Origin of the sequence: Pantoea sp. Cy-639 (assembly GCF_011752525.1) — a bacterium.
In the GTDB taxonomy this organism is placed as follows: domain Bacteria; phylum Pseudomonadota; class Gammaproteobacteria; order Pseudomonadales; family Pseudomonadaceae; genus Aquipseudomonas.
On record NZ_VWXI01000008.1, the window covers coordinates 155,339 to 180,856 of the forward strand.

Consider the following 25,518-nt stretch of genomic DNA (forward strand, 5'->3'; position numbering starts at 1 on the left):
GACACCATGTTCTATCGCGCGATCGTCAAGAGTGTCCTCACCCTCCAACCAGGCTATTCGCTGCGGGCACTGAAGAGCACTGGCAAGCTGGCCATCCTGATGGTCAGGCAGCGGGCCGAGTTGCGCCGCTTCCTGCAACGCATGTCGGCGGCCTTGGGGCGTGAGGGCCTTGCCCGGCTGGGGGTGGACTGCGTCGGCGTGGTGCAGTGGCCGTATATCAGCAAATGCTGGGAAGCCAGCCAACGCTTCGACGCCGTGGCCTCGCACTATGAAGTGGTGGCGGGGCAACTGCCTGGCCTGTTGCTGTTCGGGCGTGACGAATACCTGGTGATCTGCGAACTGTCGGACTACTCCCCTGGGTGCACGCTGGTGCTGGACCGGCCGATATGGTTCAAGCGCGAGGGCGAACTGGTGCTGAACCTGTTCCAGGGCAACCTGCGCGTGGCCTCGCTGGCCTTTACCCTGCAGCGCGCCGACGCTGGGCTGGCGATGTTCATCGGTGCCGTGCAGGGGATCCACAAGGGCATCGACAGCGAGACTTCGCTGAACATCTACCGCGATCTGACCAAGGACTTCGAAGGGCTGCGCCCCAGGAGCCTGCTGATCGAGGCGCTCAAAGGCCTCGCCCGCAATGTCGGGGTCGAGCGGATCTACGCAGTGGCCGACGACTGCCGGCATCACCGCCACCCTTATTTCGGGGCCGACAAGGCCCATGAGCTGGCCGCCAACTACGACACCATCTGGCAAGAGAACGGCGCGACAGCCTCGGAGCGGGAAGACTTCTTCAGTCTTCCCCTGGCCTCGGCGCAGCGCGCTGCCGAGGAGGTCGCGCCGAAGAAGCGGGCCATGTACCGCCGGCGCCAGGCGCTGCTCGAGGCGCTGTTCGCGCGGATCGACACGTTCCTGCCCGGTGGCGCCGGGCAGTCGCCGCTGGCCGTGCATCGGCAGCGGCTCGGCCCGGCGTTGCTGGCGGACCGGCCCTCGGCGCTCGCCCCGTCCTGGCGGGACCGGCTGCAGGTGCTCAAGGCGCAGTTGCTGCGCGAGCCGCGGGCCGACCAGCGTTTCGTCGCCTACCTGCGCAAGGCCGGAAGCTATCGCACGTTGCGCAAGCTGTGGCGAGAGCTGCGCCGGCAAGGGCCGAGCCTGCTGTGGGAGCGTCCTGACGGGCGTCACCATGACTTGCCGCTGGCGGCCCCGACGGTGGCGGCCAGTACCCTGTTCCCTGGCGATGTGCTGCTGGTCGCCAGCCTCGATGCCAGCGCTGGCCTGCCACCCCGGGCGGCGCAGCTGCGGCAGTGGCTGGAGGGGCTGGGCTATCGCTGCCAGGTACACGACTGGCGGGCACAGGACGCCTGCCTGTCAGCCGTGCAGACCTGCTCGACGCTGATCCTGCACCGCGTGCCGGCGCTGCCCGAGGCGCTGGCGCTGATCGCCGAGGCGGGGCGCTTGAAGGTGGAGCGCTACTGGGACTGCGACGAGCAGGTGTTCGCGCCACAGGCCTATCGCCAGGCGCATGCGCTCGACGCCTTGCCCGCGCATGAGGCCGAACGGCTGATCGGTGGCGTGCAGTTGTACCGCGAGGCCTTGCTGGCCTGCGAACGGGGGCTCGCCGCCACACCGGAGCTGGCAGCGGCGATGGGTGATACCGGCATGGGCCAGGTGGCCTGGGTCGAAAGCGAGGCGCAACTGGGCGAGTGCCTGCCAGCGCTGTCCGGCCCCCGGCGGCTGCGGGTGCTGGCGGCCAACATCTTCTTCGCCCCACGCAGTTTTGGCGGCGCCACCGTGGTGGCAGAGCAGATGGTGCGGCTGCTGGGCCTGTCGTCGCAGTGGCAGCCATTCGTCTTCACCTCGTTGCCGTTGACCGAAGTCGATGCCTACGGGCTGTACCGCTATGAAGCACAGGGCGCCACTGTGCTGGGCATGGGGCTGCCGGACGCGCGCAGCGCCCGTGATGACTTCGACAACCCCGCGACGCTGCAAGCGTTCGCGACGGTGCTTGCCAGCGTGGCACCGGACATCGTGCACCTGCATTCGATCCAGGGCCTGGGCGCGCTGCTGGCGTCGAGCTGCCGCCAGGCGGGCATTCCCTTCGTGGTCACGCTACACGATGCGTGGTGGATCTGCGCCCGTCAGTTCATGATCGATGGCAAGGGCCGCTATTGTGGTCAGACCCGGATCCACAGCGATGTCTGCGCGACCTGCGTCGACGATCCGGCATTGAACGAGCAGCGTCAGCGCCTGCTGGCCGAGACCTTGCAGCAGGCCGACATGCTGCTGGCGCCGAGCGCTTTCGCCAGGCAGCTCTACCTGGCCAATGGCTTCGCCCCGGAGAAGGTACGGATCAACCGCAACGGCATCCTCCCCCCGGGGCCCGGCTATCAGCGCCAGCCAGGGCAGCGCTTGCGCTTCGGCTATGTCGGCGGCAACACCGCGATCAAGGGGGTGACCCTGATCAGTCGTGCGTTTGCCGCGCTGGAACGTTCCGACTATGAACTGAAGCTGGTCGACAACCTGCTGAATCTGGGCTTTCGTTCCTACAACCGGCACAGCGTCAGGATTTCCGGCACGGTCAGTGTCATTCCGGGCTATACACAGGAGAACATCGACGAATTCTTTGCGGGCATCGATGTGCTGCTGTTTCCCACGCAGTGGAAGGAAACCTTCGGTCTGGCGGTACGCGAGGCACTGGTGCGCGATATCTGGGTGGTCAGCACCGACGCCGGCGGCACGGTCGAGGACATCGTCGACGGGGTCAATGGCACGATCATTCCACTGAGCGCCGATGCCCAGTACCTGGCCAAGGCATTGGCCGACATCCTGGATGATCCGCAGCGTTACCTGCAGCACCGCAACAGTTTCAAGACCGGCATCACCTTGTGCAGCGACCAGGCCACGGAGCTGCAGCGGATCTATCAGGACGTACTCGCCACAGGCGTGGCGACGGGAGCTCAGACGCACCGCTCGCTCACCTCGCGGTATTGATTCGGGGGCTTATGCGTATCGCTTACTTCATCAACCAGTATCCCAAGGTCAGCCACAGCTTCATTCGCCGGGAGATCCTGGCGCTGCAACGGCAGGGCTTCGAGATCGAGCGAATCGCCCTGCGTGGCTGGGACGCCGAGTTGCAGGACGCCGAGGACCTGGCCGAGCGAGACAGGACCCGCTATGTGCTGCAAGGAGGGCTCAAGGGCTTGTTGCGCCCGATGCTGCAGGTGTTGCGCGAGCGACCGCGGCTGTTCGGCCGGGCCTTGTGGCTGGCCCTGCGAATGGGCGTGCGCGCTGACCGGGCGTGGCCCTATCACCTCGTTTACCTGGCTGAGGCCTGCTGTCTGCTGCAGTGGCTGAATGCCTTTGACGCAGAACATGTGCACGCGCATTTCGGCACCAACTCGACCGAGGTGGCCATGCTGGCCAGCGCTCTTGGCGGGCCACCCTACAGTTTCACCGTGCATGGGCCTGAAGAGTTCGACAAGCCGCAATTCTTGCACCTTGGCGAAAAGGTTCGCCGGGCGGCGTTCGTCGTGGCCATCAGCAGCTACGGTCGCAGCCAGTTGCTGCGCTGGGTCGAGCATGCGCAGTGGCGCAAGGTGAAGGTGGTGCACTGCGGCCTGGAGCAGCACTTCCACGCGGGATACAGCGTGGCAGTGCCCGAGGCGCCACGGTTGGTCTGCGTGGGCCGCCTGTGCGAACAGAAGGGTCAGTTGCTGCTGCTGGAGGCCGTGCGACGCCTGGCCGACAGCGGGATAGCCTGCGAGCTGGTACTGGCCGGCGATGGTGAAATGCGTGGTGAAATCGAGGCCTTGGTTGTCCGCCACAATCTGCAGGACCGGGTGCGGATTACCGGCTGGATCAGCGGCGCACAGGTGCGCGAGGAGCTGCTGGCGGCCCGGGCGCTGGTCCTGCCCAGCTTCGCCGAGGGGCTGCCGGTGGTCATCATGGAGGCCATGGCATTGCGCCGCCCGGTGCTGACTACCTATGTCGCCGGTATTCCGGAGCTGGTGATTCCTGGCGAGAACGGCTGGCTGTTCCCGGCCGGCGCGGTCGAGGCGCTGGCCGAGGCCATGGCGCAGTGCCTGGCATTGCCCCAGGCGGCGCTTCAGCGCATGGGCGATGCGGCCTGTCAGCGTGTCCTGCAGCGTCATGACATCGATACCGAAGCGGCCAGGTTGGCCGGTTATCTGAAGGGCTTGGCATGATTACCCTGTTGGCTTGGTTGCTGGGAGCACTGGCAGTGGTCGTGCTGCTGCCGGTGCTGGTGCTGTTCCTCCAGGTCTTGCTGGCCTGCCTGCCAGGGCCTTGGCTGCCATCGACCAGCACGGCGCGGGGCAGGGTGGCGGTGCTGGTGCCGGCCCATGACGAGGCATCGGTCATCCGTGCATCGCTGGCCAGCATCATCCCGCAGTTGCGCGAAGACGACACCCTGCTGGTGGTGGCGGACAACTGCAGCGATGACACCGCGGCGCTGGCCCGCGGCGCTGGCGCCCAGGTGGTCGAGCGCCAGGATGCCGAGCGGCGTGGCAAGGGCTATGCGCTGGACCATGGTGTACGCCAGCTGGCGCAGCAGCCGCCGGACGTGGTGGTGATCATCGACGCCGATTGCCTGGTGGCCGAAGACGCCATCGAGCAACTGGCACGCTGCTGCCTGGCCAGTGGCCGGCCGGTGCAGTCGCTGTACCTGATGCGCGCACCCGCCGGGGCGGGGGTGAAAGTGCTGATCGCCGAGTTCGCCTGGCGGGTGAAGAACCTGGTGCGGGCCCGGGGCTGGTCGCGTCTCGGGCTGCCGTGCCAGTTGATGGGGGCGGGCATGGCGTTCGCCTGGAAGGACCTGGCCGCCAGCGAACTGGCCAGTGGCCACCTGGTGGAGGACATCAAGCTCGGGCTGGAGCTGTGCCGGGACGGCAAGCCGCCGCTGTTCTGCCCGCAGGCACTGGTGACCAGCCAGTTTCCCAGCAGCGACGAGGGCTTGACCAGCCAGCGGACCCGTTGGGAGCACGGCCACCTGGGCTTGATCCTGGCCGATGCGCCGGGGTTGGTCGCACGTGCCTTCGCCCAGCGCAACTGGGCGCTGCTGGCCATGACCATCGATCTGCTGGTGCCGCCGCTGGCCCTGCTGAGCCTGACCCTGATGGCACTGCTGGTGGTGTGCTGGCTGTTCTTCGCCCTGTCGGGCAGCCTGGCGCCGGCGCTGCTCGCCACCTGTGCCGCAGGCTTGCTGTCTGGCGCGGTCCTGCTTGCCTGGGGGCGTTTCGCCCGCGAGCAGCTGCCATTCTCTGTGCTGCTGTACGCGCCGTTCTACGCGGTCCGGAAGATCCCTGTGTACCTGAAGTTCCTGATTCGGCGCCAGGTCGACTGGGTACGCTCGAAGCGGGACGGCGACTGATGCCCGGGCCAGAATGGCAAGCGCGTTGGCGCCGGGTGCTGGACAAGCTCATGGTGGTCCATGACCTGGCCGACGAGCAGCGACTGCTGCAGACGCTGGCGCAGCCCGAACGGCCCCTGGTGCTGGCCTTCGTCAATGCCCATGCCTTGAACATGGCCGCCACCGACATGGGTTTTGCCGAGACCCTGGCCGCTGCCGACCTGTTGCTGCGCGATGGTTCCGGCATGGCGATCCTGCAACGGCGGTTGGGGCAGGCGCCGGGGCTGAACCTCAATGGCACTGATTTCATCCCCCGCTTGCTGACGGCATTCAATGGGCGCCCGGTGGCCTTCTGGGGCACCCGCGAGCCTTACCTGGGCCAGGCGATGCAGCGCTGCGTGGCCGAGTTCGGGGTGCGCTCTGTCTCTTTGCAGGAAGGCTTTTCCGAAGTCGCCACCTATGTCGAACTGGCCAGGGCACACCAGCCTGCGTTGATCGTGCTGGGCATGGGCATGCCTCGGCAGGAGACAGTCGCCGCTGCCCTGGCGGCCAGTGCCGGGCCTTGTGTGATTGTCTGTGGCGGGGCGATCCTGGATTTTCTCGGCGGCAAGGTCACCCGTGCTCCGCGCTGGGTCCGTCGGTTCGGTTGCGAGTGGCTGTATCGGCTGTTGCGCGAACCCAAGCGCTTGTTCACCCGCTATGTGCTGGGCAATCCACTGTTCCTCTGGCGCGTGCTGGACTATGCCAGGGCCGAGGCGAAGCGAGCTGGCACGGGGTGATTGCGCCACAATGGGCGATCAGAGCGACATGTCCTACGCGGCCAGCGAGGCACTGCTACAGTGATATCACAACCTTCTGACGGAACCTTCCTTGCCTGGCGAGGATGGGCCAGTCCCTGGGAGGAGTCTGCGGCATGCCTGGTTCGTTCGTCTGTTTCGCCACCTTGCGGATGCCGCTTGCTCGAGCGCATGCCGTATGCCTTGGGGCGGTATGTCGACTGCGTCCTGGATAATCCTGAATCTCATCGAGCATTGCGTCGAACTGCAATGTCGGGATGCCAAGGTCCGTTGCAGGCACGCTTGCCTGCCTGCGGGAACAGCGTTGCCGACGTGTCCACCCGATGAGGTCCGATCATGGTTTTCGAACCCAGAAGCAGCCGCTCCGTGCTCCAGCGCCGGAGCAGCGTGAGCAACGCCCTCCAGGCCGGGCTGGACGGTATCGCGGTGACCGGGGTGGCCTGGTACCTGATCTACGAGCAATTCGGCTACATCACCTCTGACTACGTGATCATGCTGTTGCTGCTGATCGGCGCCCTGGCGGTGATCTACGACCACTACGGCATCTACCGCAGCAATGTCGGCCTGACCACCAAGGCGTTCCGCCTGTTCAAGGCCTGGTCGGCGACGTTCTGCTTCCTCGCGGTCATGGCGTTCCTCACCAAGCAGAGCCAGGAGTACTCGCGGTTGCTGGTGGCGCAGTTGTTCGTGATTGGCTACGCGGTACAGCTGTTCCTGCACTTCATCGTGCGCGAGGCGCAGAAACACTTCATGGCCCATGCTTCGCGTCCGGAGAACGTGCTGATCATCGGCTCCGGCGACCTGGCCAATTTCCTCTACCTGAAGATCAGCAACAACCCGTGGCTGGGCGAGCGGGTGATCGGCTGTCTGTTGATCGGCGAGGCCGAGGCCGACGACAACCCGCAGAGCCTGCCGCCGCTACCGGTGCTGGGGCATATCCGCGAGCTCGATGCCATCGTTGCCCGGCATGCCATTCGCACCGTCTACCTGGTGACCCCGCTGGGTGGGTCGGACGTGATCAACGACGTCTACCTCAAGCTGCTGGACAAGTGCATCGCGGTGAACTGGGTGCCGGACATCTTCTCGCTGCGGCTGATCAACCACAGCGTGCGGGAAATCGCCGGGATCCCGGTGCTGACCTTGTCGGAGACCCCGCTGACCGGGATGAGCCTGTTCCTCAAGAACCTCGAGGACCGGGTGCTGGCGGCGCTGATCCTGCTCTGCGCTTCGCCGGTACTGCTGACCATCGCCGTGGTGATCAAGCTCGACAGCCCGGGGCCGGTGTTCTTCCGCCAGGAGCGCACCGGCTGGACCGGCGAGTCGTTCCGCATCTGGAAGTTCAGGAGCATGCATGTGCATCAGCCCGAGGCCGGGGTGATCGAGCAGGCGCAGAAGAACGACCCGCGGCTGACCCGGATCGGTGGCTTCATCCGCCGCACCAGCCTCGACGAGCTGCCGCAACTGTTCAACGTGATCACCGGCGAGATGTCGCTGGTCGGTCCGCGCCCCCATGCGCTGCAGCACGACACCCTGTATTCCCAGGACATCGTCGACTACTTCGCCCGCCACAACATCAAGCCTGGGATGACGGGACTGGCCCAGGTCCGCGGTTTCCGTGGCGAGACCAAGGACATCGCGCAAATGATCCAGCGGGTCGACTCGGACATCGAGTACATCAACAACTGGTCGCTGTGGCTGGATTTCGTGATCCTGGTCCGTACCCTCAACGCCTTCACCGGCAAGCAGGCCTATTAGTCAGCCGAGCGCCAGCGGGTGCAGGGCCCGGAACCCCTGCGCTTCCTCCACCAGCCAGTCATGCACGGCACGCGCGCCGGGCTGGTTGAGGCCACCAGGCGGATAGAGCAGCACATAGCGCTTGTGATTGGCGATCGGCATGCCGAACGGCACGATCAGCGCGCCCCGTTCCAGTTCGTCGTTGAGCAGCGTGCGCCGGGCGATGGCCACGCCGATACCGGCGATCGCCGCCTCGATGGTCAGGTGATTGCGGTTGAAGGTATGGCCACGGCGTACGTCCAGGCCGTCCGCGCCGATGCCATCCAGGTAGAACTCCCACTCGGCGTACTCCGAACTGCCGCGCCAGGCGGTGATGTCGTGCAGCAGCGGGTAGTGCGCCAGGTCGGCCGGGCCATGCAGCGGTGGACGCCCACGCAGCAGGGCGGGGGAGCAGACCGGGAAGATCTGCTCGTCCAGCAATGGCGTGGACAGCATGCCCGGGTAGCTGCCGTCGTTGAGGTCGATGGCCAGGTCGAAGTCTTCCGGGTGCAGGGCCTGGTTGCTGTCTTCGGCCACCAGGCGCAGTTCGATGTCCGGGTAGCGCTGCTGGAAGCGGGGCAGGCGCGGCGTCAGCCACTTGGCCAGGAACGAGGGGATCGAGCGCAGGCGCAGGGTGCCGCGGATCTCGCCGGCGTCCAGGCGCAGCAGCTCGCTCTCGATGCTGCCGTAGGCCTCGGCCACGGTCTGCGCCAGGCGCTGGCCCTCGGCGGACAGCTCGACGCCCCGGGCCCGGCGCAGGAACAGGCGAAAACCGAGGCGCTCTTCGAGTTGACGCATCTGCTGGCTGACCGCGCCGGGGGTGATATGCAGTTCCTCGGCGCAGCGGGTGAACGACAGGTGCCGGGCGGCGCAGGAAAACACATGCAGCCAGACGAACACCTGGCCGTTGAGTGGCCCCTTCATCGTTTAGTCCCACTAAAGGCTTGTGTAGAAAGTTTCGTTGGTCAAGCCAACCGGAGCGCGGCAGTATCGCGCAACTTTGCAGTACCGTTCAATTTTTACAGAGAGCCGTGAGCAGGCACCTATCGCCTTCACGGCCAGGCATTAGCATGGCTATCAGTGTTTTCGACCTTTTCAAGATTGGCATCGGTCCCTCCAGCTCCCATACCGTCGGCCCCATGCGCGCCGCGGCGACATTCGCCCAGGCGCTGCGTGAGCGTGACCTGCTGGCACGGGTGAGCCGTGTCGAGGTGCGCCTGTACGGCTCGCTGTCGGCCACCGGCGTTGGCCATGCCACCGACCGTGCCTGCCTGCTGGGCCTCATGGGCCAGTGGCCGGACCGGATCGACCCGCACAGCATCGAGCCGCGCATCGCCCACTTGCTGCAGGAGCAGTGCCTGATGCTCGATGGCAGTCATCCGGTGGTGTTCCAGTACGCCCGTGACATGCGCCTGCTCGACGAGAACCTGGCCTATCATCCCAATGCCATGAGCCTTGAGTGTTTCGACGAACAGGGCAGCCTGTTCGTCCAGACCTACTACTCCATTGGCGGCGGCTTCATCCTCGAAGCCGGCGAGATCGATGCGCCCCAGGCCAGCGAAGGCCAGGTCGAGCTGCCCTACGAGTTCTCCAGCGGCGCGCAACTGCTGGCCCTGTGCAAGGCCCACAACCTCAGCGTCAGCCAGCTGATGCTGGCCAATGAGTGCGCCTGGCGCCCGGAGCACGAGGTACGTGAAGGCCTGCTGAAGATCTGGGCGGCCATGGGCGAATGCGTCGACAATGGCCTGCGCAACGAAGGCATCCTGCCTGGCGGGCTCAACGTCAAGCGTCGCGCCGCGCGCCTGCACCGCAGCCTGCAGGAGCTGGGCAAGCCCAACGTGATCGGCTCAACCCTCAGCGCCATGGAGTGGGTCAACCTGTTCGCCCTGGCGGTCAACGAGGAGAACGCCGCCGGCGGGCGCATGGTCACCGCGCCCACCAACGGTGCGGCCGGGATCATTCCGGCGGTGTTGCACTACTACATGAAGTTCAACCCCGGTGCCTGCGACGACGACGTGGTGGCCTTCCTGCTGGCCGCTGCCGCAGTCGGCATCCTGTGCAAGAAGAACGCTTCGATTTCCGGGGCCGAAGTGGGCTGCCAGGGCGAGGTCGGTTCGGCCTGCTCGATGGCCGCCGCGGGTCTGGCCGAGGTGCTGGGGGCGACCCCGCCGCAACTGGAGAACGCCGCTGAGATCGCCTTGGAGCACAATCTTGGGCTGACCTGCGACCCGGTCGGTGGACTGGTGCAGATTCCGTGCATCGAACGCAACGCCATCGCCGCGGTGAAGGCGATCAATGCCGTGCAGATGGCCCTGCGTGGCGACGGCGAGCACTTCATCTCCCTCGACCGGGTGATCCGCACCATGCGCGATACCGGCGCCGACATGCACGCGAACTACAAGGAGACCTCCCGTGGCGGCCTGGCCGTCGCGTTCGTCGAGTGCTGAGTCCAAGCGCTGACTTTCGGGAGCGGGCTTGCCCCGTGATGGCGAGGCAATGCCCATCGCCGGGCACGCCCGCTCCGGCATGCGTCACTGCAACATCCTGCTGAACCTGCAACACCCGCTGTACCTGCGACAAAAACAACTACAAAGGCGATACCCATGACTGATGTACAAAGCACCACGAGCGTTCGTGCGGATTCGGCTGCCCCGGCGACGGGCTCGACCACCTGGAACCGTCACGACACCACCTGGGCCCTGGGCCTGTATGGCACCGCCATCGGTGCCGGCACCCTGTTCCTGCCGATCAACGCCGGGGTAGGGGGCTTCTGGCCGCTGCTGATCCTGGCGTTGCTGGCCTTCCCCATGACCTTCTTCGCCCACCGCGCGCTGACCCGCTTCGTGCTCTCCGGGCGCAAGGGCGGCAGCGAGGACATCACCGAGGTGGTGGAAGAGCACTTCGGCACCGGCGCCGGCAAGCTGATCACCCTGCTGTACTTTTTCGCCATCTTCCCGATCCTGCTGGTGTACAGCGTGGCATTGACCAACACCCTGACCAGCTTCCTCGAGCACCAACTGCACCTGACCCCGCCACCCCGTGCCTTGCTGGCACTGCTGCTGATCTGCGGGCTGATGATCATCGTGCGCTGTGGCCAGCAGTTGATCGTCAAGGCCATGAGCGTGCTGGTGTACCCCTTCGTCGCCTCGCTGCTGCTGTTGGCGGTGAGCCTGGTGCCCAACTGGAACGGCGCGTTCTTCGCCCAGGCCAATGAGGGCATCAGCGCCTCGAAGCTGTTGCTGACCCTGTGGCTGGCGATTCCGGTGATGGTGTTCTCGTTCAACCACTCGCCGATCATTTCGGCCTTCGCCGTCGACCAGAAACACCGCTACGGGGCCGACGCCGACCGCAAGAGCGGGCGCACCCTGGCCACCGCCCACGTGATGATGGTGCTGACGGTGATGTTCTTCTGCTTCAGCTGCGTGCTGGCCCTGAGCCCTGGCGACCTGGCCGCGGCCAAGGCGCAGAACATCTCGATCCTGTCGTACCTGGCCAACCACTTCCAGACCCCGGTGATCGCCTTCGTCGCGCCATTGATCGCCCTGGTGGCGATCACCAAGTCGTTCCTGGGCCACTACATCGGCGCCAGCGAAGGCTTCCAGGGCATGATCGTCAAGAGCCTGCGCGGGCGTGGCAAGGCTTGGCCGGCCAAACGCCTGGAGCGGGCCACGGCGCTGTTCATGGTGGTGACCTGCTGGGCGGTGGCGACCCTCAATCCGAGCATTCTCGGGCTGATCGAAAGCCTCGGTGGGCCGGTGATCGCCTGCCTGCTGTTCCTGATGCCGATGTACGCGGTGCGCAAGGTACCGGCGCTGCGTCAGTACTCGGGCACGCTGTCGAATGTGTTCGTGGTGCTGATCGGCTTGATCACGCTGTCGGCGATCGTCTACAGCTTCGTCGCCTGAACCGGTGAGGCATCGCGGGGCCGGCCCGCTCCCACGCCGCGATGATGGCGTGGGAGCGGGCCGGCCCCGCGACGTTTTTCAGATCAGGCGTGTTCCAGGTGCTTGATCGCCGCCTTCAGGCGCTCGGCTGGCCTGGCGTGGTCCTGGTGGGTGATCTCCGGGACCTTGCGTACCCGGCCATGCTGGTCGATCCAGTGGCCGTTGGCGAAGTACCGGTAGCTGGCGGTGCCATGGCTCCAGGCCTTGTCCAGCAGGCCTTGCAAGTGGAAGGTCTGGGCGATCTGGCTGAACGGGCCGCTGGGGCTGCCGTCCAGGTGCAGGATCACCGACGGGCTGGCGGCTGGCACGAACGGCAGTTCGCTGTAGCTGCCCCAGACATCGGCGTGGAACACCTGCACCGGATGGGTGGCCTGGTACAGGCGGGCCTTGCCGGTGACTTTCTTGCTCACCACGTTCACCAGCAGGTCGAGGGTCAGGAACGGTGCGCCAGGCAGGCCGTTGCCAACGTTCAGGCGGGTATGGAAAAGTCCGATGGCCATTGCTGATTCTCCTTGTCTGCTCAGGCTTTCTTGGCGGCCTTGCCGGCCGGGCTCTTGGTCGAGGCGATGGCCTGGTCGAGGGCCTTGCCCACGGCGCCGCTGGCCAGCTGCTTGAGCTGCGCGACATCGCCGGTGGCGATGGCCGCCTCCAGGGTGGCGCTGTGCAGCTCACGCTGCAGGTCGACGTTGGCCAGGGTCTGCACGTGCTGGGGCTGCAGGACCACCGGCGCATTGTCGATCTCGATCCAGCGCTGGCCGCTGTAATAGCGGTAGTTGGCCAAACCGCGTTGCCAGTCGAGCTCCAGCAGTCCTTGCAGGTTCAGCTGGATCGGCGAATTGGCCTGCGGACCGCCTTGGTTGCCGCGCAGGGTGAGCAGGATCTTGCCTTCGCTCGGTGGCTGCACGGACAGGTAGCTGTAGGTACCCCAGACATCCAGGTGCAGGTCCAGCGGCGGGTTGGTGGCCTGGGTCAGCTGTGCGTGGCCACGCACGCTGCGATCGGGTGTATAGACCAGCAGGTTGAGTTCCAGGCGCGGGGCGCCCGGCAGGTTGGCGCCGACGAGATAGGACACCGGGAACAGGCCTTCGGCGGGTGCGAGTAGCGATTCAGACATGATTGCCTCCATTGCATTCGATGAATGACAGACCGTTACCACGACTGGCGCAGGCGGGCGGAAGAGGCGGGGAAAGGCAGGAGAACGGGCGGATGAACTGGCGTGCCCGGTGCGAGCGGCTGTTGGCAGCCGGCTTGTGCAGCCATCCCTGGTACATGGTGCCGCCTGCCTGGCAGCCCGCTTGAGTTAAGCAGGGCGGCCAGGCAGTGATGGCCTTTTTGCAGTATCTCCGACGAGCGGTTCAGAACTTGACTGACTGGTCACTCATTTCGCTTTGCGTTGCAGTGCCACGAAACTGCGACGCATGTCCCTGGCCCAGCCGTCGAGCACGGGCTTGACGTCGTCGAGGGTCAGTTGCTGGGTGTCGTTCTCCAGGGCCTTGCCGTTGCCCTTGCGTACCACCTGGGCCAGCACCTGCTGGCTGCTGCCGTCGAGGAACGCGGCCTCGACGCCGATGTCCACGTCCTGGTCACGCCCGCCGGCGGCGGTATTGACGGCGGCGGCGACCAGGGCGATGGGGATCACCTCGTAGGGCTTGAGCCCCTCGTTGCTGGTGGACACTGCGGTGATCGCCGGGCGTACCACGATGGTGTCCGCGCCCGGGGTCTTGACCAGGGTCAGCACGCTGCCCAGTTCGCGACGCATCGCCTCGTTGAAGTAGCGGGTGATCTGCTGCAGGGTCTGCGCCGAAATCACCGCGGTCGGTTGTGGCTTGGGGTAGTACTGGCTGGGCTCGATGAACACCTTGGTGTAGCGGCTGGCCTTGACGTCCGGATCGATCCAGCGCATCACCGGCGTCCCGGACGCGCTTTGTGCAGGCTTCAGGCGACTGTAGTCCTTGAGAAACCCGGAATAGTCCTTGGGGTCGACCTTGTTGCTGGAGCAGGCAACCAGTGCCAGCACAGCAGCGCACAGCAGGGTGGCGCGGGGCAGTTGCATCATGATGACGGGTTCCATGTGTGGGTTGGCCAGATCAACGCTAGCAGGTGCCAGGCGGATGGCCAGCACCTTGCCCGGCGTGTCGGAAGATTCTGCTCCAGCTCACGGAAATGGCCAGTTCTGCAGGGCTTCAGCCCAACGCCTCACGCAGTCGGTACCACAGCATCCCCAGCGCCAGCAGTGGCGAGCGCAGGGCCTTGCCGCCGGGGAAGGTCAGGTGCGGCACCGCGCTGAACACGTCCAGGCCCTGGCTGGCCTGGGTGGCGATGGCCTCGGCCAGCAGCTTCGCGGTCCAGTGGGTGACGTTGAGACCGTGCCCGGAGTAGCCCTGGGCGTAGTACACGTTGGGGTGCTGGCTGAGCCGGCCGACCTGGGGGAAGCGGTTGGCAGTGATGCCGATCATGCCGCCCCATTGGTAGTCCAGGCGCACATCCGCCAGTTGCGGGAACACCTTGAGCACCTTGGGCCGCATGTAGGCGCCGATGTCCTTCGGGTCGCGCCCGGAGTAGTGGCAGGCGCCGCCGAACAGCAGGCGCCGGTCGGCAGTCAGCCGGTAGTAGTCCAGGCCTACCTTCTGGTCGCACAGCGCCATGTTCTGTGGAATCAGCGTGCGCGCGAGGGCTTCGGGCAGTGGCGCGGTGGCCACCACGTAGCTACCGGCGGGCAGCACCTTGCCGCTCAGGCGCGGTTCCAGTTCGTCTAGGTGGGCGTTGCAGCCGAGCACCAGGTGTTGCGCGCGGACCTTGCCGCGCGCGGTGTGCAGGGTCACCGTGGCGCCGTGGTCGATACGCAGCACCGGGCTCTGCTCGAAGATCCGCACCCCCAGGCCGTGGGCCGCGCGGGCTTCGCCCTGCACCAGGTCGAGCGGGTGCAAGTGGCCCGAGCCCATGTCCACCAGGCCTCCGGCGTACAGGTCGCTGGCCACTACCTCATGCATGCGCCCGGGCTCGACCAGGCGGGTTTCGTGGCGATAGCCGAGCTCGGCCAGCTCGCGCTGCTCGTCGGCAAAGGCGGCGAACTGCGCCGGGGTGTTGGCCAGTTCGCAGAAGCCCCAGCGCAGGTCGCAGGCGATGGCGTACTGCTCGATGCGCCGGGCCACCAGCGCCACCGAGTCGATGCCGGCCTGCTTGAGGTAGCGCACGCCATCCTGGCCAACGTGGCGGGCAAACCCCGAGACGTCGTGGCCGATCCCGCGAATCAGCTGGCCGCCGTTGCGGCCACTGGCGCCCCAGCCGATCCGCCGGGCTTCCAGCAACACCACCGAGAGGCCGCGTTCGGCCAGTTCCAGGGCCGCGTTGACCCCGGTCAGGCCACCGCCGACCACGCACACGTCGGCTTGCAGGTCCTGCTCGAGCACAGGGTAGGGAGCCGCCTGGCGCGCCGTGGCGGCGTAGTAGGAGGCGGTGTGTTCAGTCATGTGTGGCATGGGCGGGCTCGGCTCAGCGGTTGGACTTGATCTTGCTCCAGGAACGGGTCATGACCCGCATGATCTGCGGGCTCGGCGTGCTGGACACGTAGAGCTTGTCCAGCACCTCCTGGGGTGGGTAGACCTCGGGGTTGTCGACCAGCGATGCGTCCATGTAGCGCTTGGCCTCGGGGTTGGCGTTGGCATAGCCGACGGCGGCGCTGACCTTGGCGATCACCTGCGGGTCGAGCAGGTAGTTGATGAAGGCCAGTGCCTGTTCCGGGTTGGCCGAGTCCTTGGGGATGGCCAGCAGGTCGAACCACAGGTTGCTGCCTTCCTTGGGGATGCTGTAGGCGATCTTCACGCCGTTGTTCGCTTCCACCGCGCGGTTGGCGGCCTGGAACACGTCGCCGGAGTAGCCGAAGGCCACGCAGACGTCGCCGTTGGCCAGGTCCGAGACGTACTTGGAGGAGTGGAAGTAGGTGATGTACGGACGCAGTTCCAGCAGCCGCGCCTCGGCCTTGGCATAGTCGGCGGCCTTTTCGCTGCGTGGGTCCAGGCCCAGGTAGTTGAGCATGGCCGGGAACAGCTCGTCGGGCGAGTCCATGAAGGCGACACCGCACTGCTTGAGTTTCTTCAGGTTCTCCGGCTCGAACAGCACGGCCCAGGAGTCGACTTTGTCGATGCCCAGTGCCGCCTTGACCTTGTCGACGTTGTAGCCGATGCCGTTGGTACCCCACAGGTAGGGGGCGGCGTACTGGTTGCCGGGGTCGTTCTGCTCCAGCTGCTTGAGCAGTTTCGGGTCCAGGTGCTGCCAGTTGGGCAGCTTGCTGCGGTCCAGTGGCAGGAACGCGCCGGCCTGGGCCTGGCGGGCGAGGAAATGGTTGGAGGGCACCACCACGTCGTAGCCGGTACGCCCGGCCAGCAACTTGCCCTCCAGGGTCTCGTTGGAGTCGAACACGTCATAGACCACCTTGATCCCGCTGCTGGCCTGGAAATCCGCCAGGGTGGTGCTGCCGATGTAGTCGGTCCAGTTGTACACGCTGACCGTGGGCTGGGCCTGGGCGGCAGCGCCGCAGAGCAGGGCGAAGGTTGCGGGGATCAGGGCTTGCAGATGACGCATGTCGACACCTCGTTGGTCTTGTTCTGGGTCGTGGCACGTGTAGTGGTGGCATGGGAGCGGGTCCGCTCCCATACAAGCAGTCACATGGCGTTGTTCTTCACACGCTCAGCAGCAGGAACTCACGCTCCCACGAGCTGATCACGCGCTTGAAGTTCTCGTGTTCGGCACGCTTGACCGCCACGTAGCCCTGGACGAATTGCTGGCCCAGGTACTGCTGCACCACCTCGCAGTCTTCCATGTGCTGCAGCGCATCCTCGATGGTGATCGGCAGGCGCAGGTTGCGCCGCTCGTAGGCCCGGCCCTGTACCGGCGCGCTCGGCTCGATCCGCTCGACCATGCCGATGTAGCCGCACAGCAGGCTGGCGGCGATGGCCAGGTAGGGGTTGGCGTCGGCGCCCGGCAGGCGGTTCTCGACCCGCATCGCCTCGGGGCTGGAAGTCGGCACGCGCAGGCCGGCGGTACGGTTCTCCTCGCCCCACTCGACGTTCACCGGCGCCGAGGTGTCGGGCAGGAAGCGGCGGAACGAGTTGACGTTCGGCGCGAACATCGGCAGCAGCTTGGGGATGTACTTCTGCAGGCCGCCGATATGGTGCAGGAACAGTTCGCTCATGCTGCCGTCTTCATTGGCGAAGATCGGCTTGCCGGTGGCGATGTCGACCACGCTCTGGTGCAGGTGCATGGCACTGCCCGGCTCATCGGTGATCGGCTTGGCCATGAAGGTGGCGGTGACGTTGTGCTTGAGCGCGGCCTCGCGCATCGTGCGCTTGAACACGGTGATCTGGTCGGCCAGGTCGAGGGCATCGCCATGGCGGAAGTTGATCTCCATCTGCGCCGGGCCGTCCTCGTGGATCAGCGTGTCCAGGTCCAGGCCCTGGAGTTCGCACCAGTCGTAGACATCCTCGAACAGTGGGTCGAATTCGTTGGCGGCATCGATGGAGAAGGACTGGCGGCCACTTTCGGCGCGGCCGGAGCGGCCCAGTGGCACTTGCAGCGGCAGGTCGGGGTCTTCGCAGCGCTGGGTCAGGTAGAACTCCATCTCCGGCGCGACGATCGGCTGCCAGCCCTTGTCCGCGTACAGCTTGAGGACCTTCTTGAGCACGTTGCGCGGCGACAGCTCGATGGGATTGCCTTGTTTGTCGAAGGTGTCGTGGATGACGATAGCAGTCGGTTCGATGGCCCAAGGGATCTGGTACACCGCCGTGGGGTCGGGGCGGCAGACCATGTCGATGTCGGCGGCGTCGAGCAGGCTGTAGTAGATGTCGTCGTCGACGTAGTCACCGGTGACGGTCTGCAGCAGCACGCTTTCTGGCAGGCGCATGCCGCGCTCATGGAGAAACTTGGCGGTCGGGGCGATCTTGCCGCGGGCGATGCCGGTCAGGTCGCTGATCACGCATTCGACTTCGGTGATCCGGTGTTCTTTCAGCCAGGTGGACAGCTGATCGAAGGGGGCGTTCATACAGACCTCGTGGTTGGTTTTTTTTGTGCTGGGAGCGGTGGCCTGCACGCAGGGTCACTTCCCACAGGTGCCGCTGAGGACTATCTTGGGCGCAGCCCGCCGGGCCGATCTATCCACTTTTGTCGTCGTTGAATGCACCAAAAGAGTGCAATAGGACAGCGCGTGACAACGCCAACCGCCTTGCAAGTGCAGGATTACCGCACCACCGATGTGACCGAACAGACCCGCGCCACCCCAGGTTGGCAGCAGCAGTACCGGCAGATGTCCCCGGGGCATTTCAGCGGTCAGCTGCGCTGGTTGGGGCTCGAGGGCGTGGAGGTGTACGAGGAGCGCCTGAACACTCGGGTCGAGCAGTTTTTCCGTGCGCCCAGCGGCGCACTGGCGTTCTGTTTCGACCGCAGCGAAAACAGCCTGTACCTGCTCAACGAGGACAGTCGCAATATCTGGATCACTCCGGAGAACTACCAGGAAGTGGCGGTGGTGTTCGAACAATCGTTCCTGCGCAGCCATGGCCTGGACATGGAACGCCTGCGGGGCTTGTTCATGGTGCCGCTGACCTGCCGGCAGAACACCCTGTTCGGCAACTGGCTGAGCGCCACGCTCAGTCGCCTGGGCCAGGCGGACTGCGCGCTGGAGGGCAGGGCGCTGGCCGAGCAACTGCTGGAAGACTGCCTGTTCATTCTCGACAACGCCGGCCAGCGCCTGCAGGGCGATGCCCTGGGGCGGCGCGACGAGGAGCGGGCGATCATGCGGCGGGTCAGCGAATGGTCGGCCGACTGCCCCGAGGAGACCCTCAACCTGCTGGAGCTGGCCCAGGTCGCGGGCGTGTCGCTGCGTCAACTGCAGCAGGCATTCAAGGCTTTCACCGGGTTGCCCCCCGCGCATTGGCTGCGTCTGCGCAGGCTCAATGGCGCACGCCGGGACCTGTTGCGCGAGGCCGACGTCACAGTGGCCGAGGTGGCCATGCGCTGGTCGTTCTGGCACCTGGGGCGGTTTTCCGAGAGCTACCGCCAGCTGTTTCGCGAGCTGCCGAGCGAGACGCTCAAGCGTGCGCGGGGAGGGGCCTGAGCTGCTGGGCGGGGCGTCCTGGCCATGGCGCTGCAGGCTCGGGATCGAGGTGCGCGATCGTGCCGATGCGCCCCTGATATTCACCGACGCTGCTGACGATGTAGCGATGCCGATTGACCTGGCGTAATCAATTTCAGACACTCACGACTTTCAGCTGTAGGCCATCTCCTTGTCCTTGAGCCGAAATAACCCTGCCAGGCGTGGGCAACCACCCCTGGTTTGATGGGGCCGCGGGTTTGCGGCCGAGCATTGCAGCGATACACCGGTCGACCCAGGACGGGCGATCCAACAACAAATACAAGAGAAGTCATCGACATGGATGTGAGATGTGATCAGCTCAAGAGGCTGACGGGCACCCTGTGCCTGGCGTTCGCCAGCGGACTGCCGCTATCGGCTGCGGCGGCCTATCAGGAGACTGGACGCCTGGGCGATCCCGCCAGCTGGCGTTCGACCGAGTACCAGCAGGACTGGGGGCTGGAGCGCATGCAGGCGAACCAGGCCTATGCCGCCGGGGTCACCGGCGCGGGAGTCCGCATCGGCGCCCTGGACTCAGGTTTCGATGCCGCCCACCCCGAGGCCAGCCCGGGACGCTTCCACGCAGTCACCGCCACCGGGCAGTACCTCGACGGTACTCCGTTCAGCGTGTCCGGTGTGCTCAACGACGCCAACGACAGCCATGGCACCCATGTCACCGGCACCATGGGCGCGGCCCGCGATGGCGCTGGCATGCATGGCGTGGCCTTCGATGCCCAGGTGTACGTGGGCAACACCAACAAGAACGACAAGTTCCTGTTCGGCACCGACCCCGATCCGAGGTATTTCAAGGCGGTCTACGATGCCCTGGTGGACGCCGGGGTGCGCGCCATCAACAACAGCTGGGGCAGCCAGCCCAAGGACGTCAGCTACCAGACCCTGGATGGCTTGCGCGCGGCCTACGCCCAGCACTTCCAGCAGGACACCTGGCTCGATGCCGCCGGCGACGTAGCGCGTCGCGGCGTGATCAACGTGTTCAGCGCCGGCAACAGTGGTTACGCCAATGCCAGCGTGCGCTCGGCGTTGCCGTACTTCCAGCCGGAGCTGGAAGGCCACTGGCTGGCGGTGTCGGGCCTGGACAAGAACAACCAGCAGAAATACAACCAGTGCGGCATCGCCAAGTACTGGTGCCTGGCGACCCCGGGTGCGGCGATCACCAGTACCGTGCCCGGTGGCGGCTACGCCACCTACAACGGCACCTCGATGGCCGCGCCCCACGCCACCGGGGCCCTGGCGCTGGTGATGGAGCGCTATCCCTACCTGAACAACCAGCAGGCCCTGCAAGTGCTGCTGACCACCTCGCGCCAGCTCGACGGCTCGCCGACCCAGGGGCCCAGCGACCAGGTGGGCTGGGGTGTCCCGGACCTGGGCCGGGCCTTGCACGGCCCAGGACAGTTGCTGGGTGAGTTCGACGTCAACCTCGGACGCGGCCAGGGCGACACCTGGAGCAATGGCATTTCCGACCAGGCCCTGGCGCAGCGCCAGGCCGAGGATGCCGCGGAGCGCCAGGCGTGGCAGCAGACTCTCAAGGATCGCGGCTGGGAACATGGCCTGGCAGCGGGCGCCAGCCAGCAGGAGCGCAGCGACTATGCCCTGGGCATGGCGCGGGACGCAGCGGCCGCGCAGCGGATCTACCAGGGCAGTCTGGTCAAGTCCGGGGCCGGCTGGCTGGTGCTCAGCGGTGACAGCAGCTACCGCGGCCCGACTCGGGTCGATGGCGGCTTGCTGGCCGTCAATGGCAACCTGCAGTCGGCGGTCACGGTCAACGCAGGCGGCACGCTGGGCGGCAATGGCCAGGTCGGTGCGCTGACCGCCAGTGCCGGGGGGGTAGTGGCTCCTGGCAACTCCATCGGCACCTTGAATGTCGCCGGCAATCTGGACTTGCAAGCGGGCTCCAGCTATCGGCTGGAGTTGTCACCTGCCGCCAGCGACCGGCTCGTCGTGGGCGGCCAGGCCAGTGTCGGTGGCGCCAACCTGAGCCTGGAGCCCCTGGCTCGGCCGAACCTGCTGGCTGGTGGCCCGGTGGCCAGCCTGGTGGGGCGCCAGTTCGATATCCTGCAGGCCGCGGGTGGCGTCGATGGGCGCTTCGCCCAGGTCCAGCCCGGCTACCTGTTTCTGGGGACTGTACTCGACTATTCGGCCAACGCCGTGCAACTGGATGTGACACGTAGCGGCATGACGTTCGCCAGTGTCGGCGCCACGCCCAACCAGCGCTCCAGCGGCACCGCCGTGGAGCGGCTGGGGCCGGGCAACCCGGTGTATGAAAGCCTGTTGCTCTCGACCTCGGCGGACCAGGCCCGGGACGGCCTGCGGCAGTTGTCCGGAGAAATCTACCCGGCGCTGGACTCGATGCTGCTCAGCCAGGGCGCGGTCTTGCGCGATGCCTTTGGCGAGCGCCTGCAGGCGCCCGCGCGTACTGTCGACGCACCTGGCGCGGCGGCGGGCGAACCTGGCTCGACCCAGCTCTGGCTCAAGGGCCTGGGCAACTGGGGGCGCATCGAGGGAGTGCAGGGCAGCGAGTCCTATACCAGCTCCCTGGGCGGCATGTTGCTGGGCCTGGACCGAGACCTCGACGATCAGACCCGGGCCGGCCTGGCCGCAGGCTACAGCGACAGCTCCCTGGGCATGGGCGGCAGCCACTCCCGGGCCACGGTCGACAGCTACCACCTGGGCGCCTATGCCCGTCACGACCTGGACCAGCTGCGCCTGAGCCTGGGCGGCAGCTACAGCTGGCACCGTGCCAAGGTCCGGCGCGACCTGGCCTATGAAGAGGTGTCCGGTCGTCAGCGTGCGCGGGTCGATGCCCGTAGCCAGCAGCTGTTCGCCGAGGCGGCCTATCGCCTGGCTGATTCGGCGCTGCAGCTGGAGCCCTTCGCCAACCTGACCTACCAGCACCTGGACCGTGATGCCTTCCATGAGAAAGGCGATGCCGCGGCGCTGCATGCCGGCGATGAGCAGCGGGATGCCTGGCTCAGCACCTTGGGCCTGCGTGGGCGCCAGCACTGGCAACTGGGCCCGCAGCAAGACATGCAACTGGCCGCCAGCCTGGGCTGGCAACACCGCCTGAGTGGCACCCAGGATCGCGAGCAACTGGCTTTCGCCGGTAGCGACCTGCCATTCCGGGTGGAGACTGCGCCAGCCTTGCGCGATGCCGCGCTGGTAGGGCTCCAGGCCCGGATGGGACTGACCCGTGACCTGGACCTGAGCCTGGACTACCAGGGGCGCCTGGCCAGCCGCGAGCAACAGCATGGCGCAGGGCTCAACCTGCAATGGCGTTTCTGAAAACGCAGTGACGCTGGCGGGGCCAAGGTCTCGCCAGCCTGGCGTTGCAATACCGAGTTGGACTGACGCGGTTTTTATCAATGCAGCTAAGGAAGGTCGTAGTGAAGCACGTCAAAAAGGATGACAGCGCGCTCGGGCAGGGTTGGTCCCTGGCCCCACTGGGGCGGGCGTTGGTGGGATGGGCGGCATTGATGGGCACGGCCCAGGCCGCGCCCTATGTGGAGAGTGGCCGACTGGGCGATGCCAGCAGTTGGCGCAGCAACGAATTCAAGGCCGATTGGGGGTTGGGGGCGATCCACGCTGACAGCGCCTATGCCGCCGGCTACAGCGGCAAGGGGGTGAAGCTTGGGATCTTCGACCAGCCGGTCTATGCCAAGCACCCCGAGTTCGCCGGCAAGGACAAGATCGTGACCCTGGTCACCAGCGGCATTCGCCAGTACACCGACCCCTACATCCCGGTGAAGGCCGGCGATGCGTTCCGCTATGACGGCAGCCCGTCGGTGGGGTCGGATGGCAAGCTCGGCTCCCACGGCACCCACGTCGGCGGGATCGCCGCCGGCAACCGGGACGGCGTGTCGATGCACGGCGTGGCCTACGATGCGCAGATCATCAGTGCCGACAACGGCGACCCCGGCCCCGAGGATGGCATCGTCCTGGGCAACGATGGCGCGGTGTACAAGGCCGGCTGGGACAGCCTGGTGAACAGCGGCGCGCGGATCATCAACAACAGCTGGGGCATCGGCATCACTGATCGCTTCGCCAAGGGCGGGCGCAACCCGGACTTTGCGCACTTCACCGTGAACGATGCGCGGGCGCAGTTCGCACAGATCCAGCCACTGCTGGGCACCTTGCCAGGCGGTGCCTATGATGGCGCCATCGCCGCCGCCCGCAGTGGGGTCCTGACGATCTTCGCCGCAGGCAACGATTACAACCTGAACAACCCCGATGCGATTGCCGGGCTGGGCTATTTCGTCCCGGAAATCGCCCCCAACTGGATGACCGTGGCGGCGTTGCAGCAGAACCCCGATGCCAGCAGCGCCAACCCGTACCAGATCAGTACCTTCTCTTCTCGTTGCGGCTATACCGCGAGCTTCTGCGTCTCGGCCCCCGGTACCCGGATCTACAGCGCGGTGATTGGCGGCACCAGCCTGGAAGACCTGACCCTGGACTACGCCAACAAGAACGGTACGTCCATGGCCGCGCCCCATGCCGCCGGCGCGGCGGCGGTGCTGATGGAGCGCTTCCCCTACATGAGCGGCGCACAGATCGCCAGCGTGCTGCGCACCACCGCCACCGACATGGGCGCGCCGGGCATCGATGCCTTGTACGGCTGGGGCATGATCAACCTGGAGAAGGGCATCCGTGGCCCGGGCATGTTGGTGACCGAACAGGACATCCCCGAGGAGTTCCGTATTGCCGGTGGTTATGGCCCGAGCCAGTTCGTGGTCGATCTGCCGGGTGTCGGCGCCCTGGTGGACGCCGGCCGGCCGACCCAGCGACGCTGCAACGACCTGAGCTGCGTGCTCGATCTGTGGAGCAACGACATCGCTGGCCATGGCGGCCTGACCAAGCAGGGCATTGGTACGCTGGTGCTCACCGGCAACAACACCTACTCCGGCCCGACCCTGGTCAACCAGGGCCGCCTGGCGATCAATGGCTCGCTGCAATCGACGGTGACGGTCAATGACGGCGGCGTGCTGGGCGGTAACGGCCGGATCGGCGCGCTGGTGGTCAACCGCGGTGGCGTAGTGGCGCCAGGCAACTCCATCGGCACGTTGCACGTGAGTTCCGACGTGGCCTTCCAGCCGGGCTCGACCTATGCGGTGGAAGTGGATGCCGCCGGCAGCGACCGCCTGGTCAGCGATGGCAAGGTTTCCCTGGGCGGCGCGAACCTGGCCCTGGACCTGCAGAACCCGGGGGTTTCGCTGCAGTCCTCGCAGGCAACCAGCCTGCTGGGGCGTCAGTACGACATCCTGGATGCCGCGGGCGGCGTGCAGGGCAGTTTCGCCACCGTGCAGGCCAACTCACTGTTCCTTGGTGGCGGCCTGGCCTATACCGGCAGCGGGGTACAGCTGGCGGTGCAGCGCAACGGCACCTCCTTCGCCAGTGTCGGACTGACCGCCAACCAGCGTTCGGTGGGGGCCGCCGCCGATCGGCTCGGCGCGGGCCACCCGGTCTACGAGAGCCTGCTGCTGTCGAACAATGCCGCCAGCGTCCAGCAGGCGTTCGATCAACTGTCCGGGGAAATCCACCCGGCGGTGAGCAACCTGTTGCTCAACGACAGTCGCCAGTTGCGCGACGCGGTAGGTGAGCGCACCCGCCAGCAGGGCGTTGCCGCCGCACCGACTCGGGAAGGCCAGGACAACGGCTTGTGGATCAAGGCACTGGGGGCCTGGGGTAAGGCGGATGGTGATTCCGGGCACGCGCGTTACAGCAGCTCCATTGGCGGCCTGCTGCTGGGGGTCGACGGGCAGATGAGCGAGGACACCCGCGTCGGGGTCTTCACCGGCTACAGCGACAGTTCGCTGAGCATGGGCGATGGTCGACATTCCTCGGCCAGCGTCGACAGCTACCACCTGGGCGCCTATGCCGGCAAGGAACTGGAGCAAGTGCGCCTGAGCCTGGGGGGCAGCCATAGCTGGCACCGCATCGAGACCAAGCGCGAGCTGCAGTACAACGAAGTCTCCGATCGCCAGAAGAGCAAGCGCGATGCCCAGAGCACCCAGGTGTTCGGCGAGGCGGCGTGGAAGCTCGCAGTGCCGAGCGTGGCGCTGGAGCCGTTCGCCAACCTGGCCTATGTGCATATCGACAGCGACAGCTTCAAGGAGCATGGCGGCGCGGCTGCGCTCAAGGGGGGGCAGGATAACCGTGACGCCTGGCTTTCGACCCTGGGTATGCGCGTCGGCAAGCAACTGCAGTTGTCCAGCGGCCAGGCGGTGGAGCTTGCCGCCACCCTCGGCTGGCAGCACAACCTGAGCTCCACCGGGGCCGACCAGCACCTGGCCTTTGCGGGCCAGGGTGACAGCTACAAGGTCCAGGCACTGTCCCTGGATCGTGATGCGGCGGTAGTCGGCGTGCGGGCAGGGGTCGCCCTGGGTCGCCAGGCCCGGGTCAACCTGGACTACAACGGGTTGCTGGGGAATCGCGACAAGAGCCACGGGGTCGGCCTGACCCTGGACTGGGCATTCTGAAACTCGCTAACGGAGCGCCAGGGTGATGTAGCAG

The 25,518-nt window shown here is 66.2% G+C and carries 17 protein-coding genes; 10 read left to right on the plus strand and 7 right to left on the minus strand.

The genetic code is table 11. The features are described 5' to 3' along the window. Positions 1 to 6 precede the first annotated feature (6 nt). The 5 genes from F3J43_RS12345 (at position 7) to F3J43_RS12365 (ending at position 7,911) form a co-directional block, all read left to right on the plus strand. Positions 7 to 2,982, plus strand: a complete 2,976-nt coding sequence (locus tag F3J43_RS12345; protein ID WP_166886271.1) for a DUF535 family protein — start codon at positions 7 to 9, stop codon at positions 2,980 to 2,982. Between the two features lie 11 nt (positions 2,983 to 2,993). Continuing rightward, complete coding sequence (locus F3J43_RS12350) at positions 2,994 to 4,196, plus strand: glycosyltransferase (protein WP_166886274.1); 1,203 nt, start codon at positions 2,994 to 2,996, stop codon at positions 4,194 to 4,196. Beyond that, a complete protein-coding gene (locus F3J43_RS12355) occupies positions 4,193 to 5,380 on the plus strand; it encodes a glycosyltransferase family 2 protein (protein ID WP_166886277.1) in 1,188 nt (395 codons plus the stop codon). Before F3J43_RS12350 ends, F3J43_RS12355 begins: the two co-directional genes overlap by 4 nt. Further along, entirely contained in the window at positions 5,380 to 6,138 is a 759-nt protein-coding gene (locus tag F3J43_RS12360; RefSeq protein WP_166886280.1) for a WecB/TagA/CpsF family glycosyltransferase, read from the plus strand. The genes F3J43_RS12355 and F3J43_RS12360 overlap by 1 nt, the downstream gene beginning before the upstream one ends. Before the next feature lie 405 nt (positions 6,139 to 6,543). Continuing rightward, positions 6,544 to 7,911, plus strand: coding sequence for an undecaprenyl-phosphate glucose phosphotransferase (locus F3J43_RS12365; RefSeq protein ID WP_205297817.1), 1,368 nt, complete (start codon positions 6,544 to 6,546; stop codon positions 7,909 to 7,911). Here F3J43_RS12365 and F3J43_RS12370 read toward each other — a convergent pair whose 3' ends face one another. Next, on the minus strand, positions 7,912 to 8,853 hold the full coding sequence (locus tag F3J43_RS12370; RefSeq protein ID WP_166886286.1) for a LysR substrate-binding domain-containing protein: 942 nt from the start codon (positions 8,851 to 8,853) through the stop codon (positions 7,912 to 7,914). It lies immediately after the preceding gene. A gap of 146 nt (positions 8,854 to 8,999) precedes the next feature. On the opposite strand from F3J43_RS12370, the gene F3J43_RS12375 reads away from it, so the two are divergent. Both F3J43_RS12375 and F3J43_RS12380 read left to right on the plus strand, forming a co-directional pair. Continuing rightward, positions 9,000 to 10,376, plus strand: a complete 1,377-nt coding sequence (locus tag F3J43_RS12375) for an L-serine ammonia-lyase (protein ID WP_166886289.1) — start codon at positions 9,000 to 9,002, stop codon at positions 10,374 to 10,376. Between the two features lie 156 nt (positions 10,377 to 10,532). Beyond that, on the plus strand, positions 10,533 to 11,834 hold the full coding sequence (locus F3J43_RS12380) for a serine/threonine transporter (RefSeq protein ID WP_166886292.1): 1,302 nt from the start codon (positions 10,533 to 10,535) through the stop codon (positions 11,832 to 11,834). An 83-nt stretch (positions 11,835 to 11,917) separates the two neighbouring features. Here F3J43_RS12380 and F3J43_RS12385 read toward each other — a convergent pair whose 3' ends face one another. From F3J43_RS12385 to F3J43_RS12410, 6 genes are all read right to left on the minus strand, one after another. Beyond that, the gene (locus F3J43_RS12385) at positions 11,918 to 12,373 is read right to left on the minus strand and encodes a DUF1842 domain-containing protein (RefSeq protein ID WP_166886295.1); all 456 of its coding nucleotides are present in this window, start codon (positions 12,371 to 12,373) and stop codon (positions 11,918 to 11,920) included. 20 nt (positions 12,374 to 12,393) lie between these two features. After that, positions 12,394 to 12,987: a DUF1842 domain-containing protein gene (locus F3J43_RS12390; RefSeq protein WP_166886298.1), complete on the minus strand. Its 594-nt coding sequence runs from the start codon at positions 12,985 to 12,987 to the stop codon at positions 12,394 to 12,396. A 264-nt stretch (positions 12,988 to 13,251) separates the two neighbouring features. Next, the gene (locus tag F3J43_RS12395; RefSeq protein WP_166886301.1) at positions 13,252 to 13,929 is read right to left on the minus strand and encodes a DUF3313 domain-containing protein; all 678 of its coding nucleotides are present in this window, start codon (positions 13,927 to 13,929) and stop codon (positions 13,252 to 13,254) included. 127 nt (positions 13,930 to 14,056) lie between these two features. Then, positions 14,057 to 15,352 (minus strand): NAD(P)/FAD-dependent oxidoreductase, encoded by a 1,296-nt coding sequence (locus tag F3J43_RS12400; protein WP_166886304.1) that lies wholly within the window; start codon positions 15,350 to 15,352, stop codon positions 14,057 to 14,059. 13 nt (positions 15,353 to 15,365) lie between these two features. Next, positions 15,366 to 16,454, minus strand: a complete 1,089-nt coding sequence (locus F3J43_RS12405) for a polyamine ABC transporter substrate-binding protein (RefSeq protein WP_166886307.1) — start codon at positions 16,452 to 16,454, stop codon at positions 15,366 to 15,368. A gap of 97 nt (positions 16,455 to 16,551) precedes the next feature. Beyond that, positions 16,552 to 17,910 (minus strand): glutamine synthetase family protein, encoded by a 1,359-nt coding sequence (locus F3J43_RS12410; RefSeq protein WP_166886310.1) that lies wholly within the window; start codon positions 17,908 to 17,910, stop codon positions 16,552 to 16,554. Positions 17,911 to 18,072: 162 nt separating this feature from the next. Between F3J43_RS12410 and F3J43_RS24300 the strand changes: the two genes are divergently transcribed. From F3J43_RS24300 to F3J43_RS12425, 3 genes are all read left to right on the plus strand, one after another. Next, positions 18,073 to 18,978, plus strand: a complete 906-nt coding sequence (locus F3J43_RS24300) for a helix-turn-helix domain-containing protein (protein WP_166886313.1) — start codon at positions 18,073 to 18,075, stop codon at positions 18,976 to 18,978. A gap of 315 nt (positions 18,979 to 19,293) precedes the next feature. Beyond that, positions 19,294 to 22,293, plus strand: coding sequence for an autotransporter serine peptidase EprS (gene eprS, locus F3J43_RS12420; RefSeq protein ID WP_166886317.1), 3,000 nt, complete (start codon positions 19,294 to 19,296; stop codon positions 22,291 to 22,293). A 191-nt stretch (positions 22,294 to 22,484) separates the two neighbouring features. After that, complete coding sequence (locus F3J43_RS12425) at positions 22,485 to 25,484, plus strand: autotransporter outer membrane beta-barrel domain-containing protein (protein ID WP_205297828.1); 3,000 nt, start codon at positions 22,485 to 22,487, stop codon at positions 25,482 to 25,484. Positions 25,485 to 25,518 lie beyond the last annotated feature (34 nt).

Coding starts and splice junctions, on each gene's coding strand:
- F3J43_RS12345 (WP_166886271.1), top strand. CDS start 7: ATGTTCTATCGCGCGATCGTCAAGAGTGTCCTCACCCTCCAACCAGGC.
- F3J43_RS12350 (WP_166886274.1), top strand. CDS start 2,994: ATGCGTATCGCTTACTTCATCAACCAGTATCCCAAGGTCAGCCACAGC.
- F3J43_RS12355 (WP_166886277.1), top strand. CDS start 4,193: ATGATTACCCTGTTGGCTTGGTTGCTGGGAGCACTGGCAGTGGTCGTG.
- F3J43_RS12360 (WP_166886280.1), top strand. CDS start 5,380: ATGCCCGGGCCAGAATGGCAAGCGCGTTGGCGCCGGGTGCTGGACAAG.
- F3J43_RS12370 (WP_166886286.1), bottom strand. CDS start 8,853: ATGAAGGGGCCACTCAACGGCCAGGTGTTCGTCTGGCTGCATGTGTTT.
- F3J43_RS12375 (WP_166886289.1), top strand. CDS start 9,000: ATGGCTATCAGTGTTTTCGACCTTTTCAAGATTGGCATCGGTCCCTCC.
- F3J43_RS12380 (WP_166886292.1), top strand. CDS start 10,533: ATGACTGATGTACAAAGCACCACGAGCGTTCGTGCGGATTCGGCTGCC.
- F3J43_RS12385 (WP_166886295.1), bottom strand. CDS start 12,373: ATGGCCATCGGACTTTTCCATACCCGCCTGAACGTTGGCAACGGCCTG.
- F3J43_RS12390 (WP_166886298.1), bottom strand. CDS start 12,987: ATGTCTGAATCGCTACTCGCACCCGCCGAAGGCCTGTTCCCGGTGTCC.
- F3J43_RS12395 (WP_166886301.1), bottom strand. CDS start 13,929: ATGATGCAACTGCCCCGCGCCACCCTGCTGTGCGCTGCTGTGCTGGCA.
- F3J43_RS12400 (WP_166886304.1), bottom strand. CDS start 15,352: ATGCCACACATGACTGAACACACCGCCTCCTACTACGCCGCCACGGCG.
- F3J43_RS12405 (WP_166886307.1), bottom strand. CDS start 16,454: ATGCGTCATCTGCAAGCCCTGATCCCCGCAACCTTCGCCCTGCTCTGC.
- F3J43_RS12410 (WP_166886310.1), bottom strand. CDS start 17,910: ATGAACGCCCCCTTCGATCAGCTGTCCACCTGGCTGAAAGAACACCGG.
- eprS (WP_166886317.1), top strand. CDS start 19,294: ATGGATGTGAGATGTGATCAGCTCAAGAGGCTGACGGGCACCCTGTGC.
- F3J43_RS12425 (WP_205297828.1), top strand. CDS start 22,485: ATGGGCACGGCCCAGGCCGCGCCCTATGTGGAGAGTGGCCGACTGGGC.